19 protein-coding genes and 1 pseudogene are annotated in these 18972 nt (G+C 62.8%); 12 read left to right on the plus strand and 8 right to left on the minus strand.

The genetic code is table 11. From position 1 onward, the window contains the following. Positions 1-89: 89 nt before the first annotated feature. Positions 90-944: a LysR substrate-binding domain-containing protein gene (locus tag QRN52_RS19920; protein WP_059389831.1), complete on the plus strand. Its 855-nt coding sequence runs from the start codon at positions 90-92 to the stop codon at positions 942-944. Here the strand turns inward: QRN52_RS19920 and QRN52_RS19925 are convergent. Continuing rightward, positions 928-1521: a TetR/AcrR family transcriptional regulator gene (locus QRN52_RS19925; protein ID WP_284755245.1), complete on the minus strand. Its 594-nt coding sequence runs from the start codon at positions 1519-1521 to the stop codon at positions 928-930. The genes QRN52_RS19920 and QRN52_RS19925 overlap by 17 nt on opposite strands. Before the next feature lie 99 nt (positions 1522-1620). Here QRN52_RS19925 and QRN52_RS19930 point away from each other — a divergent pair, with 99 nt between their 5' ends. The 3 genes from QRN52_RS19930 (at position 1621) to QRN52_RS19940 (ending at position 3507) form a co-directional block, all read left to right on the plus strand. After that, positions 1621-1953 (plus strand): putative antibiotic biosynthesis monooxygenase, encoded by a 333-nt coding sequence (locus QRN52_RS19930; RefSeq protein WP_284755246.1) that lies wholly within the window; start codon positions 1621-1623, stop codon positions 1951-1953. Between the two features lie 55 nt (positions 1954-2008). Beyond that, positions 2009-2437 (plus strand): aspartate 1-decarboxylase, encoded by a 429-nt coding sequence (gene panD, locus QRN52_RS19935; RefSeq protein WP_172465683.1) that lies wholly within the window; start codon positions 2009-2011, stop codon positions 2435-2437. A 143-nt stretch (positions 2438-2580) separates the two neighbouring features. Continuing rightward, the gene (locus tag QRN52_RS19940) at positions 2581-3507 is read left to right on the plus strand and encodes an AEC family transporter (protein ID WP_284755248.1); all 927 of its coding nucleotides are present in this window, start codon (positions 2581-2583) and stop codon (positions 3505-3507) included. Between the two features lie 7 nt (positions 3508-3514). Here the strand turns inward: QRN52_RS19940 and QRN52_RS19945 are convergent, their stop codons facing one another. The 3 genes from QRN52_RS19945 to QRN52_RS19955 form a co-directional block, all read right to left on the minus strand. Next, positions 3515-6154 carry a trehalase-like domain-containing protein gene (locus QRN52_RS19945; RefSeq protein ID WP_284755250.1) on the minus strand — a complete coding sequence of 880 codons (2640 nt, stop codon included), beginning with the start codon at positions 6152-6154 and terminating at the stop codon, positions 3515-3517. Between the two features lie 179 nt (positions 6155-6333). Beyond that, positions 6334-7323, minus strand: coding sequence for an LLM class flavin-dependent oxidoreductase (locus QRN52_RS19950; protein ID WP_284755252.1), 990 nt, complete (start codon positions 7321-7323; stop codon positions 6334-6336). 111 nt (positions 7324-7434) lie between these two features. After that, a complete protein-coding gene (locus QRN52_RS19955; protein ID WP_284755254.1) occupies positions 7435-7863 on the minus strand; it encodes a YybH family protein in 429 nt (142 codons plus the stop codon). Positions 7864-8054: 191 nt separating this feature from the next. On the opposite strand from QRN52_RS19955, the gene QRN52_RS19960 reads away from it, so the two are divergent. The 3 genes and pseudogenes from QRN52_RS19960 to QRN52_RS19970 all read left to right on the plus strand — a co-directional run bounded on the left by QRN52_RS19960 (position 8055) and on the right by QRN52_RS19970 (position 10516). Beyond that, a complete protein-coding gene (locus QRN52_RS19960) occupies positions 8055-9038 on the plus strand; it encodes an ABC transporter substrate-binding protein (RefSeq protein WP_284755255.1) in 984 nt (327 codons plus the stop codon). A 67-nt stretch (positions 9039-9105) separates the two neighbouring features. Beyond that, positions 9106-10055 (plus strand): annotated as a pseudogene (locus QRN52_RS19965) (D-2-hydroxyacid dehydrogenase family protein). A 26-nt stretch (positions 10056-10081) separates the two neighbouring features. Next, a complete protein-coding gene (locus tag QRN52_RS19970) occupies positions 10082-10516 on the plus strand; it encodes a GNAT family N-acetyltransferase (protein WP_284755257.1) in 435 nt (144 codons plus the stop codon). Between the two features lie 3 nt (positions 10517-10519). Here QRN52_RS19970 and QRN52_RS19975 read toward each other — a convergent pair whose 3' ends face one another. Together QRN52_RS19975 and QRN52_RS19980 are read right to left on the minus strand one after the other, a co-directional pair. Continuing rightward, positions 10520-11062: a GNAT family N-acetyltransferase gene (locus tag QRN52_RS19975; RefSeq protein WP_284755258.1), complete on the minus strand. Its 543-nt coding sequence runs from the start codon at positions 11060-11062 to the stop codon at positions 10520-10522. Between the two features lie 72 nt (positions 11063-11134). Beyond that, complete coding sequence (locus QRN52_RS19980) at positions 11135-11704, minus strand: NUDIX hydrolase (protein WP_284755260.1); 570 nt, start codon at positions 11702-11704, stop codon at positions 11135-11137. 108 nt (positions 11705-11812) lie between these two features. Between QRN52_RS19980 and QRN52_RS19985 the strand changes: the two genes are divergently transcribed. The 4 genes from QRN52_RS19985 to QRN52_RS20000 all read left to right on the plus strand — a co-directional run bounded on the left by QRN52_RS19985 (position 11813) and on the right by QRN52_RS20000 (position 14553). Then, a complete protein-coding gene (locus QRN52_RS19985) occupies positions 11813-12571 on the plus strand; it encodes a phosphotransferase (RefSeq protein WP_284755262.1) in 759 nt (252 codons plus the stop codon). Positions 12572-13171: 600 nt separating this feature from the next. Beyond that, on the plus strand, positions 13172-13375 hold the full coding sequence (locus tag QRN52_RS19990; RefSeq protein ID WP_284755264.1) for a hypothetical protein: 204 nt from the start codon (positions 13172-13174) through the stop codon (positions 13373-13375). Between the two features lie 229 nt (positions 13376-13604). Continuing rightward, positions 13605-13952 (plus strand): hypothetical protein, encoded by a 348-nt coding sequence (locus tag QRN52_RS19995; RefSeq protein ID WP_284755265.1) that lies wholly within the window; start codon positions 13605-13607, stop codon positions 13950-13952. A 16-nt stretch (positions 13953-13968) separates the two neighbouring features. Continuing rightward, on the plus strand, positions 13969-14553 hold the full coding sequence (locus QRN52_RS20000) for an RNA 2'-phosphotransferase (protein WP_284755267.1): 585 nt from the start codon (positions 13969-13971) through the stop codon (positions 14551-14553). A 352-nt stretch (positions 14554-14905) separates the two neighbouring features. On the opposite strand, the gene QRN52_RS20005 is transcribed toward QRN52_RS20000, so the two are convergent. Further along, positions 14906-15235: a hypothetical protein gene (locus QRN52_RS20005; protein WP_284755268.1), complete on the minus strand. Its 330-nt coding sequence runs from the start codon at positions 15233-15235 to the stop codon at positions 14906-14908. A 749-nt stretch (positions 15236-15984) separates the two neighbouring features. Then, on the minus strand, positions 15985-16536 hold the full coding sequence (locus tag QRN52_RS20010) for a hypothetical protein (protein WP_284755269.1): 552 nt from the start codon (positions 16534-16536) through the stop codon (positions 15985-15987). A gap of 823 nt (positions 16537-17359) precedes the next feature. Here QRN52_RS20010 and QRN52_RS20015 point away from each other — a divergent pair. Further along, positions 17360-18970: an ABC-F family ATP-binding cassette domain-containing protein gene (locus QRN52_RS20015; protein ID WP_284755270.1), complete on the plus strand. Its 1611-nt coding sequence runs from the start codon at positions 17360-17362 to the stop codon at positions 18968-18970. Positions 18971-18972 lie beyond the last annotated feature (2 nt).

Here is an 18972-nt window from a genome sequence, read left to right on the forward strand (position 1 = left end):
TTATGGAAGTGAATTGGCTGTATAACTAGCATTGCGAAGTGCAATACACCGACGCGAGCGGCGGTGAACGTAGCTATTCAAGGAGTCCCGTGTTCGAACCCGTGCAGCTGCGGTCCTTCCTGGCCGTGGCCGAGACTTTGAGTTTCACGAAGGCGGCCGAGCGCCTCGGCCTGGCCCAGCCCACGGTCAGCCAACACGTAAGAAAGCTGGAGATGGCGGCCAAACGGGCGCTCGTAGCCCGCGACACCCGGGATGTCCGGCTCACGGACAATGGCGACGCCATGGCAGGCTTTGCCCGCAACATCCTCTCCGCGCACGATTCCGCCGCAAGGTACTTTTCCGGCTCCGCGATGCGCGGCCGCTTGCGATTCGGAACCGCCGACGATCTCGCCATTACGGGCTTGCCTAGGATCCTGCGCGAGTTCCGGCAGCTGTACCCCCAGATCAACCTTGAACTCACCGTCAGCCAGAGCGACCAACTCTACAAACGCGTCAACGCGGGCCAGTTGGATCTCGTCTTCGTGAAGTGGGTGGGCGAGGCGAAGGACGGCACTGTTGTCCGGCATGACAAGTTTGCGTGGGTGGGCGTCGAGCAGACGGTGCTGGACCCTGCCAGCCCTGTGCCGCTGATCTGCTATCCAGCCCCGAGCGTCAGCCGGAAACTGGCCATCGACGCTTTGGAGGCCATGGGCCGGACCTGGCGGGTCACCTGCTCTACCAAGCAGATTGCCGGCGTCTTAGCGGCGGTGCGGGCAGGCATCGGCGTCGCCGTGATGCCGTCGTCGCTGGTTCCCGAGGACCTCACGGTGATCACCAAGCGCTTCGACCTCCCGCCCGTGGGCGACGTCGACTTCACCTTGATCCGCAACCCGTTGGCGAACGCCGAGGTAGTGGACGCACTGACGCAGGCAATCATCGGCAGAACACTCAATAAGCAGGCGTAGCTAGCGCCTGCGCGGCCAGGAGGACGGTCCGGACGATCGCCTCGCGGCGGCGCTCCGCCCTGCTTGACCCCTTGCTGCCGGCCATGAGGCCATCCAGCTCAGGCAGTACGGGCCAGGCGTCACACAGCGCGATGATGGTGAGCATCAAATCGGCCGCGTCTTCCCTGGACGTCCCCGGCATGGCTCGGATAACACTGTCAACCTTGTTGCTGCAATTCGCGGCCCTGTCCGGGCGGTTCACCACGTATTCGCCCCGCTCCAGACCTTCCCAAAACAGCAGCCTCGGAAGGGTGGCGTCCTGGTGGTGATGGTCGAACAGGCGTCCGGCGTAGTCGGCCAAAGCTTCGGGACCAGCGCCCTCGATGCGCACTTCGTCCACCACCTTGCTGAGCTGGGACGCGATCACGGCGTCGAAAAGAAGGTCCTTCTTGCCGAAGTACTGATAGATCCGCTCCTTGTTGACTCCGGCCGCGGCGGCGATGCGGTCCACCCTGGCCCCGGCGAGTCCGAATTGGCAAAACTCGGCAGTCGCCGCCTCAAGGAGGAGTCGCTTGGTCCGCTCGGTATCCCATGCCATTTCCTAATCTTAACAGATTCCAACCAAGTAGTTGCAGTTTTTGTCAGCGCGGTCTAGTCTGAACTCACGCAGAAAGCAACCAATTAGTTGGAGAATGTCATGAGCACCCGAATCCCCCTTGCCGCACCTGCGGACAACGCCGCGGTTGCGCCGGTTTCCGTGCCTTCCGCGCACTCTGTGCACGCCCCCTCCCTGCACGTACCCTCTGTACACATCCGTGCAGTGATCACGTGGCTGGCCATCTTCCCCCTCGTGGCAATCGGCATGACGATCCTCGCCCCACTCACGGAGTCATGGCACCCCGCACTGCGCGCCCTCGTCCTGACTCTCGTAGTGGTTCCTACTGCCGTCTACCTGGTTGTCCCCAAACTGCTCGCTGGCTACGGCTCCTTGAAGAGGCGGCAGGCAGGGAAGGCCAGCGCAAAGGCATAGCCTGTGTCATGCATCACCCGGCGATCGAGCGGCCACGCGCTAAACTTGTCACGTTATGAACCGCACAATGTTTAAGTCCAAGATCCACCGCGCCACGGTGACCCATGCCGATCTGCACTATGTAGGTTCAGTGACGGTCGACCTGGATCTGCTGGATGCCGCGGATATTCTCCCCGGCGAGCTCGTCTCCATCGTTGACGTGACTAATGGCGCACGCCTTGAGACTTACACCATTGCCGGCGAGCGAGGCTCCGGAGTCATTGGCATCAACGGTGCCGCAGCGCACCTCGTGCACGTGGGCGACGTCGTCATCCTCATCACCTATGCGGAGATGACCACCGAAGAGGCCAAGGCCTACCAGCCCAAGGTTGTCCATGTGGACAGGGCCAACAAGATCGTCCAGCTCGGCAGCGATCCCGCCGAAGGCATCACTCCGGGCATCATGCGCCCGCCGCACGCCCTCAACAACGCCCAGCTGAACTAGACTACCCGTCCTTCCCGGCACCCCTTCTTCGCGGTCCACATGGCGGAACATGCCGCCGTCGAGCCTTACAGCCGAATAAAGCTGATTTAGGCTGGGACTGTGAACCCACGCCGCCCCGCGCCCGTCCCCCTCCGGAGGCCGTAGTGCTGGGCGTCCTTTCCGGGTTCTTCGTGGTGTGGGCCATCATTCTGGTGGGCATGTTCGTCGGCAAGCGCGGGATCCTGGGGGACAACGCCCGTTCGGTCCTGAGCGGCCTGACCTTCTTCGTCGCAAGCCCGGCGCTCCTCTTTGAAACCCTTGGCAAGGCCCATCTTCGCGACATCTTTGCCGCTCCGCTCCTCGTCACGGCGGTGGGCGCCGTCGCCACGGGCAGCTTGTTCTTCATCATCGTGAAGTTCTGGCTCAAACGTTCCCTGCCCGAATCGCTCATGTCCTCCATGAGCGCTTCCCTGGCCAACTCCGCGAACCTCGGCATCCCTATCGCGGTGTTCGTCCTGGGCGATGCAAGCTATGTGGCACCGCTGCTGATCTTCCAGCTCGCGTTCTTCACGCCCATGTACCTGATGGCGCTCGATGCCAGCACCAGCGCCCACCGCACCACTCCCCTGCGGTTCCTCCTGATGATCGTGCGGAACCCGATGATCGTGGGGTCGGCCCTCGGTTTGGTGGTGGCTGGAACGGGCTGGCAAGTGCCTTCGCTCATCATGGATCCGATCCATTTGATCGGCGGAGCCGCCATTCCCGCAATGCTCATGGCGTTCGGGATGAGCCTGAACGGCTCCAGGCCCCTGCAAAAGGACACCGGCCGCAGGACGGACGCGCTCCTGGCCAGTGGCTTCAAGCTCTTTGTCCACCCCACGATGGCGTACCTGTTCGCCCGCTTCGCGCTGGGCCTGGAAGCGCATGCCTTGTTCGCCGTGGTGGTCACGGCGGCCCTGCCCACTGCCCAGAACGTATTCGTGGCCGCGAGCCGCTACAACACGGGAATCACCGTGGCCAAGGATACGGTCCTGATCACCACGGTGGTGGCCGTCCCGGCAATGATCGCAGTGGCCCTGCTGCTCACCTAGATAATTCCTACTCTTCGTCCACCGAGTCCAGGTAGCTGTCCAGGAGCTGCGCGCAGCGAATGAAGCCCAAATGCGAATACGCCTGCGGGTGGTTTCCCAAGTGGGTCTCCGTGCCGGGGTCGAATTCCTCCGGAAGCAGTCCGGTCGGACCGAAGAGCGCCACGAGCTGGTTGAACAACTCCAGCGCGTCGTCCAGCCGGCCAACGGCCAGATACGCCTCAATCAGCCACGTGGTGCAGATGTGGAACCCGCCCTCCAAACCCGGCAAGCCGTCGTCGTACCTGTACCGGAACACGGTGGGACCCACCCGAAGTTCCCGCTCGACGGCGGTGACGGTGTCCAGGAAGCGCTGGTCGCGGACATCCAGCAGGCCCGAGAGCCCGATGTGCAACACAGCCGCGTCCAAGTCCGGGCTGTCGTAGGCCACGGTGTAGGAGCTCGCGGAATCATCCCAGCCCTCGCGGAGTACTTCCGCGCGGATGGTGTTGGCCGTTTCCTCCCACTCGGCCCCGATGGGGCGCCGGAACCGGAACGCCGTGTGCATCGCCCGGTCCAGCGTCACCCAGCACATCACCTTGGTATAGATGTGGTGCCGAGGCGCGCGCCGGGCTTCCCAGATGCCATGGTCGGGTTCGTGCCAGCGGGCCAGTACGGCCGAGGCCATCTGCTCCATGAGTTTCCAGTGCTCGTCCGGCAAGGTGCCGCGGCGCTTACTGAGGGTCTGGATGAGTTCGGCGATCGGCCCGAAGACGTCCAGCTGCACCTGGTGGTCGGCGGCGTTCCCGATCCGCACGGGCCGCGAGCCGGCGTAGCCGGGCAGGCTCTCGATAATGGCCTCCGTGGACAACGGGGAGCCGGTCACCGAGTACAGGGGGTGCAGCCATTCCGGACCGGGCGCGTTCTCGAGGATGCGGCCCAGCCAACGCAGGAACCCGTCTGCCTCTTCGGTGGAACCCAGATCCACGAGCGCGTTGACCGTCATGGAACCGTCGCGGAGCCAGCAATAGCGGTAGTCCCAATTGCGGGTGCCGCCGATCCCTTCCGGCAGCGACGTGGTTGGCGCCGCGAGGACTGCCCCGGTCGGCTCGTGCACCAGCGCTTTCAGGACCAGTGCCGAGCGCCGCACCAACGACGGTTTCATGTCGGGCAGTTCCAGCCCACGGACCCACTGCCGGGATTGGTGCGCGACGGCGGCCCGCCGGGCGAGCTCTCCGGTGGGGTCCGGCGTCGTCGGCTCAGTGTCACCGCACCTCAGGTTCATGACGACAGGACCGTACGCGAGGCTGACTTCCGCGGTGGCGGTGCCGTGTTTGCCGTCGCTTGTGACGGTGAAGGACACTCCGGGAGCGAAGAGAATGATGGGATCCGAGGTGCCCACGACGTGCAGCTCTTCGCCCCGGATTTCCATGTTGAACGGGGCGTTGGCGTAGTCCGGCCGCGGTGCGAAAACAATCCGTGCGCTGCCGGTTCCGGACAGGACACGGACCAGGCTGGTGATGCCGTCCGGTGCGGGCTCAAGGTAGTCAGTGACTGTGACGTCGGCCCAGCGCGTCTCCACGATCATGGTGTTGTCCACATAGCGCTGGCCCAGCACCTTCGACGTCTTGACCGGTTCCACGCTGAAATGGCCGGCGGGGTCTCCACCAAGGATGTGGGCAAACAACGAGCCTGAATCCGGGAGGGGATGGCTCATCCAGCAGATCTTGGCTTCCGGGGTGAGCAGCGCCGTCGAGGTCCCGTTGCCGATCATCGAATGCCGTTCCAGCCCCACCGCGTCCTCGCCGAACAGCCACGCACGGCGCAGTTCGAACAAAATGGCGAGCACTTTGGCGAAGGATTCCGGATCCGGCAAGCGGTAGCGCGCCTTGGTTTCTCCATCTCCAACGTGCAAGCCAAGATCCGGGCCCCGCAAGGTGGCGATCGCGAGCTCATCGCTCTCCGCGTCGCCGGCAAACAGGGCCGCGCTGGCCCCCAACTGTGTACGCAGATGCTCCAGCGCGGCGTCTTTGGAGGGCTCCACTATGGACAGGTCCAGCACGGATCCGTCCACAATGAAAAACAAGCCCAATTCACGGGCGATCTGATGCGCCTCTCGAGTCACCCGGGCAACGACGGCAGGCGTGGCCGGCCTCGTATGAATGGCTACGGCCACGGGCTTACGCTCGATGCTTACGCCCTTTTCGAAACCGATGGATTCGTTGAGGGCTGTGGCCGCCTGCTGAAGGACGGCCTCTGTAGCCATCGAGATGCTGTACGCGTAGGTCATGTCGAACTCAGCGCCGTGCGAACCGACCAGGTGGACTTCCGCAGGAAGCCGTGACACCGCGGCAAGGTCCCGCAACGACCTGCCGGAGATGACGGCCGTGTGCGTGTTCGGCAGGGCTGCCAGTGCCCGGAGCGCGACGGCGGCACTCCCCAAAGGAAGCGTCTCAGTGGATACCCCTTCCGCGGCGCAGAGGGTTCCACCGTAGTTGCAGGCCACCAGGAGACCCGGAGTCCGGGCCAGCATCCTCAGTTCCGCGAGCAGCTCCGGAGTGATTCCGTCGTGGGCGGCCTCGGACTGGACTGCCGTCCGCAGGAGGCCCAACGGAAGCGATTTTGTCAGCAGCGCCGAATCGGCCACGGACAAATTGAGCGGAGTAGCCATGGGGACGATCCTTCCGGGGTGGATTCGTCCAGTTTCCGCCCGAGTAGTTTCGCCTCCATGACCCGCGTATTGCCGGGGTGTAACGAGTTTGATCGGCACAACAGCCATCCTCCGCGTGCTCGCTCGTTCCTCGCTTAGACGCACGCTTCCGGATAACTGCCGCGCCGATCGCTCAGTCCTTACACCCGGACCAGCCCCACGGCTTCCGCCACCAGCTCCACGGAACGCAGTCGCTGCTCCGTGCCCGTGCTTTGGTGGGCGACGATCACTTCGTCGGCGTCGGCGTGGCGGGCAAACTCGTCAAGGTAATCGCGGACTACTTCCGGCGTACCCACTGCCGAGTACTTCACCATCTGCGCGATGTGCTGGCCCTGCGGCGAATCGAGGATGAGGTCCGCTTCGGCGTCGGTGAATTCGCGTCCGCCGCCCAGGAAACGGGAGACGCGGTCCCGCTTGACCTCAAGGAAAAGCCGCTGGGCCTCGGCCGCCGAATCCGCGGCCACGACGTTGACGCCCGCGATCACGTACGGTTCCTGCAGCTGCTCGGACGGCTTGAATTCGCGGCGGTAGACGGCGACGGCGTCCTGCAGCGCATTGGGTGCGAAGTGCGAGGCGAAGGCGTAGGGCAGGCCGAGCTGCGCCGCCAAATGCGCCCCGAAAAGGGAGGACCCGAGGATGTATAGCGGCACGTTGGTGCCCTTGCCTGGCGTCGCTTCGACCCCTTGGATCCGCGTGGGTCCCGTGAGGTAGCCCTGTAGTTCAAGCACGTCCTGGGGGAAGGTGTCCGCGGCCATGGGATCGCGGCGGAGGGCACGCATCGTGTTCTGGTCGCTGCCCGGCGCCCGTCCGAGGCCGAGGTCGATGCGGCCCGGGTGCAGCGTCTCGAGGGTGCCGAACTGCTCCGCGATGGTGAGCGGCGAGTGGTTGGGCAGCATGACACCGCCGGCACCGAGCCGGATGGTGCTCGTGTTGGCCGCGATGTGGGCAATCAGCACGCTCGTGGCCGAGGAAGCGATCGAGCCCATGTTGTGGTGCTCGGCGTACCAAATCCGGCGGTAGCCGAGCCGTTCGGCCAGTTGCGCCATGGCGACGCTCCCGGCGAAACTCTCCGCCGCCGTCTGGCCTTTGCCAATGATTGCCAGGTCGAGGATGGAGAGGGGAACAGTCACGTGATGCCGGCCTTTCGAAGGTGGATTCGCTCAAAGGGCCGGTTTCCCGGCCACTCTTGCGACAACGACGGCGGCGCCCGGGTTATTTCTCTCGCTTGCGTGGGTTCCGTCTCAGCTCGTGAAGATGCCTTTGCCTGTCTCCAGGTCGATGGGTAGGGACGAGTGTTCGTGGGCGATCTTCCAGGCGTCGCCCTTCTTCTCAAGGCAAATGGTGAAGCGGTTGGTCATCGCCCGGAGCCGTTCGCCTGCCGCCGAGATTCCGGTGAAGGTCACGGCCGCATGCCCGAACGCTACCTCCTCCCCTGCGACGGACCGCACATCGTTGAATTCGACCTGCACGCGCTGGTCGCCGAGCGAAGAAAACCATTCACCAGCCGTTGACCGCCAAGCCTCGTTTCCTGTGTATTGCCATTGTCCCCAGGAATCGTAGATGTGGACGTTGTCGTCGTAGAGCGCCGCGAAAGCATCCACGTCTTTCGCATGGACAGCAGCCGCGTAGGAATCCAGCGCCTGTGTAACCGGGGTTTGCTCGTTGCTCACGAAAAATCTCCTCACGTGTCGGCGGTTGTGTGTGGGAAGCCTACACCGTGGCTGTTATGTGACCCTTCGGGACCTCGAATGAAGCCCGGTTAACCCCTGTATCCCAGCGTTTCAGAGCGCTTTGACCGGTTCCGGACGCTGCCGGATAGTTGCAGCAACGCACACCATCCATCACTTTCGAAGGGGATTCCATGGCCATTTCACGCCTCAAAACAGGTACCGCGCTGGCACTCGCCGTAACCACGACTCTCGGCCTCGCCGCGTGCTCGGACCCGGGCGCCTCAGCGGCCGGACCGTCGTCGTCCGCTCCCACCGCCAGCTTGGCCGGCAAAACCTTCAACCTCAGCCCCGAGCAGAACCGCCTCCCTGTCACCAAGGACGACGCCGCGGCGGCGCTCGTCCCGGAGGCCGTCAAGGCCGACGGCAAACTCACCGTGGTGACTACGGGCGGTACCGCTCCGCTGAGCTTCTTCGCGACGGACAACAAGACCCTCATCGGCAACGAAGTCGATATCGCCTACGCAGTCGGAGAAACGCTGGGCCTGAAGGTTGAAGTCCTTCCCGTGGCTTGGGCCGATTGGCCCTTGGGTGTTGAATCGGGCAAGTACGAGGCCGTCCTCTCCAACGTCACGGTCACGGAGGCGCGTAAGGAGAAGTTCGACTTCGCGACCTATCGCACGGACCTCCTGGGCTACTACGCCAAGAGCGACTCCACGATCGGTGAGATCAAGGAAGCCAAGGACGTGGCGGGCAAGCGCATCATCGTGGGCTCGGGCACCAACCAAGAGGCGATCCTGTTGCGCTGGGACGCCGAGAACAAGAAGAACGGGCTGAAGCCGGTTGAGTTCCAGTACTACGACGACGACTCCGCTTCCTCGCTCGCCGTGCAATCCGGCCGCGCGGACCTGACGTTCGGCCCGAACGCTGGAGCGGCGTACAAGGCCGCAAAGGACGGCAAGACCAAGCAGGTGGGAACAGTCAACGGCGGCTGGCCCCTTAAGGCGGACATTGCCTTCACGACGAAGAAGGGCAACGGGTTGGCCGTTGCGGCACAGGCAGCCCTTAACAAACTGATCCAGAACGGCACGTACGGGAAGATCCTGGACCGCTGGGGCCTCTCCTCCGAGGCGATCGCCAAGTCGGAACTGAACCCGCCGGGCTTGCCGAAGAGCTAGCGCCGGCTCCCGGGTGTAACTTTCCACGTATCCGGAACCGCGATCCGGACAAGCGAAAGGGAATTCCATGGGCCAGCGCCTTGCCATCCTCGACGACTACCAAGCGGTCGCCTACGACTACGCGCCGTGGGCCGAGCTCGCCGACGACGGCGTCGATGTCACCGTCTTCACGGAGCCATCGGCTGACGCGGTGGACGCCCTCCGCGATTTCGACATCATCATGGCCATGCGGGAACGGACCGCTTTCGACGCCGGGTTCCTCCGGCAACTGCCGAAGCTGAAGCTCTTGGTCACCACCGGGATGGCCAACGCAGCCATCGACTTGCGCGCTGCCGAGGAGCAGGGCATCACTGTCTGTGGGACGGGCGGCTCACCCGCCGGGGCGCCCGAGCTGACGTGGGCCCTGCTTCTGGCTTTCGCACGAAAGGTGCCGTTCGAGGACCATCGGCTGCGTGGCGGCCACTGGCAATCCACCGTTGGTTTCGAACTGTCAGGAAAGACGCTTGGTGTGCTCGGACTGGGAAGGATCGGGAGCAAGATCGCCGGCTACGCCAAGGCCTTCGGCATGGAGGTGATTGCCTGGAGTCCGAACCTCACGGAAGAGACCGCCGCCGCGGCCGGTGCCCGGAAAGTAAACAAGGAAGCACTCTTCCGGGAAGCCGACGTCGTTTCCGTGCACGTGCGGTTATCGGAACGGTCCCGGGGGCTCGTCGGGGAGGACGAACTGCGGCTCCTCGGCCCGGAAGGCGTCCTGGTCAACACTTCGCGTGGACCGATTGTGGACGAGTCCGCCCTCCTCCGCGGCCTCAACGAAGGGTGGCTCGGCGGAGGGCCCTGGACGTGTACGACGTCGAGCCCTTGCCGGCTGGCCACCCCCTGCTCACGGCCCCGCGAACCGTGCTTACTCCGCACTTGGGTTATGTCACCTCGCAAAGCTACGCCCATTTCTATGGCGGGGCCTTCGAGGATGTCCGCGCGTGGGTGCGGGGCAATCCGGTGCGGGTGCTCACTGTTTAGGGCATCGATTGGGGTTGAATGGTCGGGTGCCTGCAAAATTCTCGCTGCGTCCCGCCCTGCCTTCTGACGCCGGTTGGATCGCGGAACTGCGCGCCGTCGTCATGCGTCCTGATTTGGAGCGGCTTGGGCGTTGGGACCCGGTCCGGGTTCGGGAGCGTTTCTTGAATGCGTTCCAGTCGGAACACACCTTCGTCGTTGCCGTCGAAGGGCAAGCTGCCGGTGTCATCGCCGTCCGCCCGGAGCCCGATGCGCTGTGGATCGAACACTTCTACATCGCCCCTGGATTCCAGGGGCAAGGGCTTGGGGCCAGCGTGCTTCGGCGTGTCATGGGCGAGTCCAAGGACCACCGGCCGTTCCGGCTCAACGTGCTCCAAGGCAGCCCGGCCCGACGCCTCTACGAACGCCACGGCTTTGTCCTGGAGACCGAGGATCCGGTGGACGTGTTCATGGTCGCAGGCTGACCTTCAGTCGTGAAGGACCACTTGGTAGAGGTTGTGGTCTTGCCATTTTCCGGCGATCTGCAGGTATCGCGGTGCCATACCAATCTTCTGGAATCCGGCCTTTAGCAGCACCCGCTGCGAGGCAGAGTTGTGGAGAAGAGTGCTCGCCTCGATGCGGTGCAGTCCGAGTTCGTCGCGCGCCATTTCGACTACCGCCTGGACCGTAGCGGACGCCAGCCCGCGGCCTGCGTACTCGCTGTCCACCCAGTAACCGAGCCCCGCGCTCTGGAAGGGCCCACGGACGATTCCTGCCACGTTGAATCGACCGATGAGTCGATCGCCGTCGAACAGGCCGAGCGGATGCGCTTCCCCGGCTTCATGCGCGACGAGGCGGTTCGCAATGTCGGCGGACTGCCAGGTCTCGGTGTAGTACTCCTCGGGCCGTAGCGGCTCCCACGGTGAAAGGTAGGCACGGTTGCGCACATATGCGGCCGCAAGCGCCGCCGCATCACTGACGCGCAGTACACGCATGCTGACGCTCTCACTGAGTTGGCGCGGTTCAATCATCGGTCAACATTAGACCAGCAGTAGCCGAAACATCACGAATGGCCGCCTCAACACCGAGCTTGTCGTGCACTGCTAACGGATCCGTGTCCCACTCAGTGACATCGCAGTTCGCCGAGCGCGTTCCAAGCGCGCGCAGAAGTCTGCCGGCACTTGAACTGGTAATTCATTGATCGGGAACCAGCGGACGTCATCGCTTTCTTCACTCACGGCGATTTCCACATCCGGGTTTGCTGTCGCGGCGAACCCCACATCCCAATGGGCGGTACATGAGAATCCCCCATGCAGATCGTGTCGGTCAAGATCCACGATTGCTGGAGAAAGCAGGACCAGGTCATCAATTCCGGACTCCTCGCGGGCCTCCCTCTGGGCAGCTTCCGCCACCGACGCGTCCTCCGACTCGACGTGGCCGCCGAACTGCACCCAGAACCGCCCCTTGCGATGGAAACACAGCAGGACACGATCGAATTCAGGCGAAAACACGAAGCAGGACCCGGTGACATGCTCCGGCCCACCATTTCGACGAAACGCGGCGTCCCCCGCCACATCCAGGAACTGCAGATAAGCGTCTCGCGATCCCGATTCAGGAAGTGCCCTGAGGCTGGTGAGCAGATTGGCAAGAGGCATCCTGCCATCTTGCCGCACGGGGCAACGAACAACTAAATGCCACGACGAGCGGTGTGATTCCTCGGATACATGTCACCCTTGGTGCCCGTTAGCCGATCCCCTTGGGGACGGAGCTAGCATCGAGTAATGGATGCCGAGCAGATACTCGAAGGTGGCAATGTCAGCGGTGGCGTCGTACGCATTGGATCGACGGTACGCAAGTCGTGGATGGACTCGACCCCGAGCGTCTTCGAGTTCATGACAGCAGTTAGGAAAGCTGGCGTCGACGTGCCAGCGGTCCTAGGCCAGGATGAGCACGGCCGACAAATCACCGAGTTCATTCCGGGGCGACTCGGGCTCGGGTCAGAACCACTCACGCATTCGGAACTTCACCGTGTCGGAGCGATGGTGCGCGCGATCCACGACGCGAGCGAGTCATTCGTTCCACCGCGTGACGCGCGGTGGAACGTAGCGATCCCATCACCGGGCGAAGAGTTGATCTGCCATAACGACCTGGCCCCATGGAATCTCATCATCGGTGATCGTTGGACGTTTATCGATTGGGACGCTGCCGCACCCAGCACACGACTGTGGGATCTGGCCTACGCCGCACAAGCATTCACGCTCTCGGACACGAACCAGACGCCAAAGGAAGCCGCGCAGAATTTGACGGCCTTCATTGGTGGGTACGATGCCGATCGACGTATGCGCAGACAACTTCCAGAAGCGATGTCTCAGCGCGCCGCGGCGATGTATCACCTCCTAAAGTCTTCCCATGACTCGGGGCATGAGCCGTGGGGTTCGATGTATGTCGAAGGCCATGGGGACCACTGGCGGGCGGCAACCCTATACGCAGAGCGTCATCGGGATCTTTGGTCGAAAGCGCTTCTCGCATCCCCACCCTGAGGGATCCTTCAACGTGCATGATGCACGTCGACTGGTGTGAGCCGAGCGGAACGCAATAGGCCACCACTTACAGTTTGCGAGACTCGGCAGCGTGCATAGAGACTTTAGGGATTGCCGTCTAGAATCTTCGCTTCCTGGTTAGGCTCGCGGAATGAAGCTCCGGGGGCTACTTCTGGTCGTCTTTGGGGTGCTGGCCGTTGTCCTGGCCGTGGCTGTGTTTATGCGTGGGGGTGTCAGCACCATCTGCCCCGCGGTCGGACACGCACACACAGGCGCTGCGGAGTTGGTCTTTGCACACGATCCAGCGTCGGTTTCGGCATGTTTCGGGGAGGGCTGCACTCCGGCCCCGGTAACCAGGAACCTGGACGGCAGATGGCCGGTGCCCCAGTCTGCGCCTTACCTGATGCCGCCCGTCAGTGTCACCTCCATCTTTGTAGACACGGTGAACTCCTCGGGTGTCCGTGTTGCCCGCGTGCTGCCGATAGGAAACAGAGCCGACCGGGGAGCACCCTGACGGCCCCGAATGCGGCGGGCCCGTGCGGTTCAGGCCAGTACAGGTGCCGTCCGGGTGAAAACTAATGGCCCCACCGTGAGTGCTTCGTGATCCTGACCCCGGCGTGGGCGTCCGTATGCCGTGCGGGCGTGGAAGGCCCCTCGGCGCTAGTCCTGCACTGGGGCGAAGTCTTCGGGGTGCGCGTCCCGTCGTGCAATGAAAAGGTCTTCGATGAACTGATCGTCGGGGACGAGGTTGTCGTAAGCAAGGTCCAAGGCATCTATTTCCTCATCAGTCCCGGAGCCCATTGATTTTGCCTCGGTGATTAACAGCCCAACTTCCGGCGCTCCAAGAAAATCGAGACCTCTGGATTCATGCTGTGAGGGTGGGGGCGATTGGCTGCCGATGATGACTCGCCTCGTGATGCCAGCATCGGCCGTCTTCGCTCCCAGCGCCGGCAACCGGGGTCGGGCTGCAGAGGTGCGGCCACAGGGGTTTAGTGTTTGTGCAGATTGATGTTGCTATTCCCATGGAGGACCAATGAGCGAGTTACTTTTCACATCCGAGGAACTGCCAGAGGGATTCTCATACCCTCGAGGACTCCGTCGGCTGGCGGAACTGGAACTCTTCGAGCTGGAACCGTGGTGGATACTGACAGGCGATCATTTGCGTGACTTGCAAGAGGGGATCCGCAAGCGCTACGGAGAGCGGCATTTGGTGCTGTTCGCAAAACGTCAGGACAACGATGACTGCGTCTGCTTTGACTTGGACACAGGAAAAGTGGCCCTGGTGCACGACTGGGCGTCTCCGGGGTGGGAAGCCAAGGGCGAATTCCCTGATTTCAACAGCTGGCTGCACGCCGCTGTTGATGACCTAATTGAGTTCTAGCTGACGGAGGAGTCATTTGGATTCTGAAGATGCCGCCAGAGCACGTGTGCTTGGTCTGACAAGACTGAGCAAGGCTGTCTCACGGGCGCTCCGACACGAGCCATGGTTGTTCGAACTTGAACTCGACGAACACGGTTGGACGCCTGTAGACGCCTTGGTGGATGCCCTGCGCAAGGAGTCTCCGGAGTGGCTCGACTTAGACCTATCCGACTTGCAGATGATGATTAATTCCGCGGCAAAACCTCGTCACGAGATTCGGGGCCAATTAATTCGTGCATTGTATGGACACAGCACGCCGGGAGCCTTTGCGGTGGTCGCCGCTATCCCGCCAGCCGAACTCTTCCACGGAACATCCCCGGAAAGTATCAGGTCCATCTTCACTGTTGGCCTCCTGCCGATGAAGAGACAATATGTGCACATGTCAGCGGATGCCGATACCGCAGTGCTTGTCGGAAGCCGTAAAAGCGAACAACCGGTGATTCTGACCATCGATACGGTTGCCGCTCTCGCTGCGGATACGACCTTCTACCGAGGAAGCAACATGGTTTGGCTTGCCAGCCACGTTCCTGCGGAATTCATTCGAATATCTCGGATGGACTGAAGTGCGTTAACCGGCCGCAAAGCCAAAAGGCTCGCGACGCCCGGTCTGCGAGACGCAGATCCTTGGTTGTTCTTTGCGGATTTACTGCGGCACTGTTCTGGTGGATTGGGATAGTCGGAGTGGTGACCACCGGAGGCGGCGCTCAGGACTTCCTAGCCATCTCCGTCCTTGCAACCATCGGAACGGTCCTAGCCGCCCGAGCTAAAGCCCGAGCTCCAGGAAAAACCGCCTCACAGAGCGCGTCGGCCAACCTGCAGTCAGTTGGCACGCCATGTAAGCCCAATTGAGGAACTTTATGCGGTCACTTTCTGGCCAGCTGCTTTTACCGTGCTCTGGTAACGGAAAGACGGATTCACTGTGCCTTTGGCGCGTCGGGGCCTGCGTTCTTGATGAAATCTTTCGTCCGCCGCAAGCTTTTGATCGCGACAGGAACAGCTACGACAAACATGATCAGTACCACGACGAAGAGAACCTTTGCGAGGCCCCAACCAGTCCACAGCAGGTTACCCACCGTGAACAGGAAGTAGGCCGGCAGAATACGCAGAGAGAATCGCTGGGCAGCAAGACTTTGCCGGGCGACGGCGAGCACCACGGGCAGTTCTTCGGGATCGACCGGCTCACGACCTTTGATTTGGATGGCGATGCGCCGCCGTTGCGTGAGCGACAGGGGAGCCAAAACCATGCCCCGGGTGGTGGGCTGTTGCCCGGTTCGGGTGGCATGAACCCCAGATGGTTATGCCTAGGAGTATCGCCGCCTCGATGATGTAGCCCGTTGTTTTCAGCCAGTCGGGCACTGCGACGGCATCACCTAATAGATTCTGCGGCAAAAGGAACGCGGCGGCGCCACTGAGCGTCATAAAGATCAAGACGGTTAAGATGATGAATGCCCAGGCCCGGCGACTCCATGAGCGCTCGATCTCCGATGGCAAGCCTGCTGCCAAGCGTTCCGCCTCAGCCCAACGCCGGGTCGCCTCCCCATCTTCGCTTCGGTTCATCGACGCCTTGCCTATGCGGTGTCCAGCACTTGTGCTCAATATAGGAGGCACCTCGTAAATCCGCTTGAGTGGTGACCTCCTAGCTTGAAAAGCGAGGGTCAACAACCCTCGCTTTTGACGGGAGTTACCGCCCAGTCCTTGGAAGCGGCGTTAGTCGGGAGGGCAGTTAAATAGCAGCACAAGCTGAGGGATCCGCGGTCGGACGGAAGATGGCCCTTGGGCGTGGAGTCTACAATCTCGACCCAGGACCAGCCTGCGACCCCTACCTAGGCAGGGTCATCCGCGGACCAGGCGAGGACTACCTGCAACAGGCGGATTTCCTCGAGATCGTTCAGTCCGCCAAAGCCGAGGCAGAAGAATCTGCACAGAAGAGCCGAACGTCCCGCCGCTGAGCGTTAGCCTGCGGTTTGTTGGGCGATGGTGTGGGCGAGCGTGTCTAGATGACATGGTTGAGGTACAACGCGATCAGGGCGAATGAGGCGATGAGCACCCATACCGGTGCCAGGCCCCTGCGCGGGGCGACTTTCCTGATGACGGTTGTCCGGCCGATGACATAGACCGTGGGCAGGAAGGCCCAGATCCAAGGGAAAGGCCGTACGACCCCGACGCGGCGCAGCTTCCGCCAGTCCAGGTAGCCCAGGAGACCGGTGGCACCAAAGGACATCACGGCAGAGAAAAGAACCACAGTGGCCGGTGTGACCGAACCGGTGTGGAGGATCGCCGCCACCATGCGCACGACGTCGCCGCGGGCAGCCAGGACAGGCACGGCAAGGAGCATCCAGATGTAAGGGGTGTACACGGGCACGTGGGTGCCGAGCATAGGCCGGGGAAGCCGTAGTCCGGGGATCCGTGCGGCCAGCGGGCTCTGGGTGCCGGTATCGCCTTCGGCTTGCCCGGCGCTGTGTCCCCATTTGGAGGTTCCGGACCCGTAGGGATCCGCAGACCAGCCTCCCGTTGGGAGTCCTGGTTTCTGACCCGTTGGATCCATTAGCCATCCTTTTTCCATTCCGGACGCTCGTTCAAGCGCTACGCCGTGATCAATTCTCCGATGCCTTCCCTTCACTGGGTGCCCCGGCACGCCAGGCCATGGGCTTTTTCGTGGGCGCGGGGTGCGGACGAGGGAACCGCGGGGTGCAGGCGAGGGAACAATGACACCGAACCCTTGTTGGCGACGGCCCAGAACCAGTGGGCAAGTAACCGAGGACGCTGTTCGGTCCAGAGGAGCCCTCGCACCTTGCCCCTAACCCGGTCCCCCACCGGCCTGCTCGACACCTTCCCGCCTTCCCTGCAGGAAAGCCTTAATGTGGGTACTCTCTGATTCCCGTATGACCCGCCCGCAAAAGTGCCCGGTGAAGGCGCCCTAAACGCTACACTTCAGGGCGCCCGGCAGCCCTGAACATTCGAGGACCAGCTAAGGCTTCTCGGCCCCGAAAGCGTCCCAATGAACACCACCCGCGGTGCTCACCTATTTAGATCATCCATGTGAACCACCGTGATTAATGCCTTCCCTCATCCACAATTGGCCGCTCAAGAAGTTTGCGGTTATGGTTTTGGCTATGGAGATTGAGGTCGACAGAGCCTAGCCACCTGACGTTCGGTGGCCACCCGGTTGTTTGCGCTCATGCGCACCCGGTGAGAAATCTCGCTTTCAGCTGTCTGTAGCCGCTTTTCCGGCGGCCCTGCGCCCGGGCTGATAGATTCCGTACGTCCGGTGCAGTGCCCTCCGAAGCGCGCGTTTTCGCGCCCCGGAGAGAGCACGTTGACCCATGACTGCGCCCCCATGGTGGGCAAAAACCAAAGGATTCTGTCTCATGTCAGCACAATCAGCCATCACCTTGCACGACCTGTCATTCGAGTGGCCTGACGGCACTCCCGCTCTTCAGCGGCTCAATGGCACCATGACCACCGGCCGGACTGGACTAGTCGGCCGCAATGGCGCAGGAAAATCGACCCTGCTCCGCCTGATCGCCGGCAAGTTGAAGCCAACCCTGGGTCGCATCGAAACCGCCGGTGACGTCGGCTACCTTGCCCAGAATTTGACCCTCGGGCAGTACACGACGGTCGCCGCGTTGCTCGGCATCGACGGCATCCTCAGAGCGCTCCACGCAATTGAGGGTGGCGACGTTGCTGAGCGCCATTTCGACACCGTCGGCGACGACTGGGACATTGAGTCCCGGGCAGACGAAGCGCTGCACGAAATCGGCTTCTCCGCGGGTGACCTCAAGCGACAGGTCGGGGAGCTCTCTGGCGGCGAAGCGATGCTCATCGCCCTGACCGGGCTGCGCATCCGCCGCACCCCGGTCACGCTTCTCGACGAGCCCACCAACAACCTTGATCGGCGCACCCGGGCCAAACTTGCCGACTTCGCCGACAGTTGGCCGGGCACGCTCGTGGTGGTCAGCCACGACCTCGAGCTGCTTGAGCACATGGACGCCACGGCTGAACTTCATGCCGGCAAGCTTGACGTATTTGGCGGCCCCTACAGTCTTTTCACGGATCATCGCGAGCAGGAACAAGCCTCTGCCGTCCAGGCAGCCCGCAGCGCCCAGCAAGCGCTGAAGGTCGAGAAGAAGCAGCGCGTCGAAGCCGAAACCAAGCTTGCCCGCCGCGAACGCACAGCGAAGAAGACCCAAGCCAGCGGCGGCATCCCGAAGATCCTGGCCGGCAACCGTGCGAGCACGGCGCAGGCATCCGCCGGCTCCCTGCGCTCGAACCTCGACGACAAGGTGCTGTCAGCCCAAGCCGCCGTCGACGCCGCCGACGCGAGGGTCAGGGAGGTTGAGCACATCCACCTCACTCTTCCCGATCCCGATGTGCCGCGTAGCCGCCGGATCGCCGAGCTGAGCGACGGTTCCCGCACGATTGTCATCCAAGGTCCCGAGCGTGTTGCCGTCGTGGGGCCCAACGGCTCCGGCAAGTCGACACTCCTCAAGCACCTCGTCGAGGGACGCCCCGCAGAATCCTCAGGCCGGATCACGGGAAGGCTGCTGACCGACCGGGTGGGATACCTCCCGCAACGGCTCGACGGCCTGGATGATTCCCGTTCGGCGCTGGAAAACGTTCGGGAGGCGGCGCCGGCGTCGGCGCCCGGGGACATCCGCAATCAACTCGCACGTCTCCTCCTCCGGGGATCGACCGTTGATCGACCGGTCTCCAGCTTGTCGGGGGGAGAACGGTTCCGGGTCAGTCTCGCGAAGCTGCTTCTGGCCGAGCCGCCCGCCCAGCTGCTGATCCTCGACGAACCGACAAACAACCTCGACATTGCCAGCGTCGAGCAACTCGCCGAAGCCCTGGACGCCTACCGTGGCGCACTGCTCATCGTGAGCCACGACCTCGGGTTTCTCCGGCGCCTCAACATCGACACAGTAGCCGAGCTCGACGGCGAAGGGGGCCTGCGCGAGCGCACGGAGCAACTCACCTAGGG

The sequence above is a fragment of the Arthrobacter sp. efr-133-R2A-120 genome, assembly GCF_030209835.1.
Classification (GTDB): domain Bacteria; phylum Actinomycetota; class Actinomycetes; order Actinomycetales; family Micrococcaceae; genus Arthrobacter.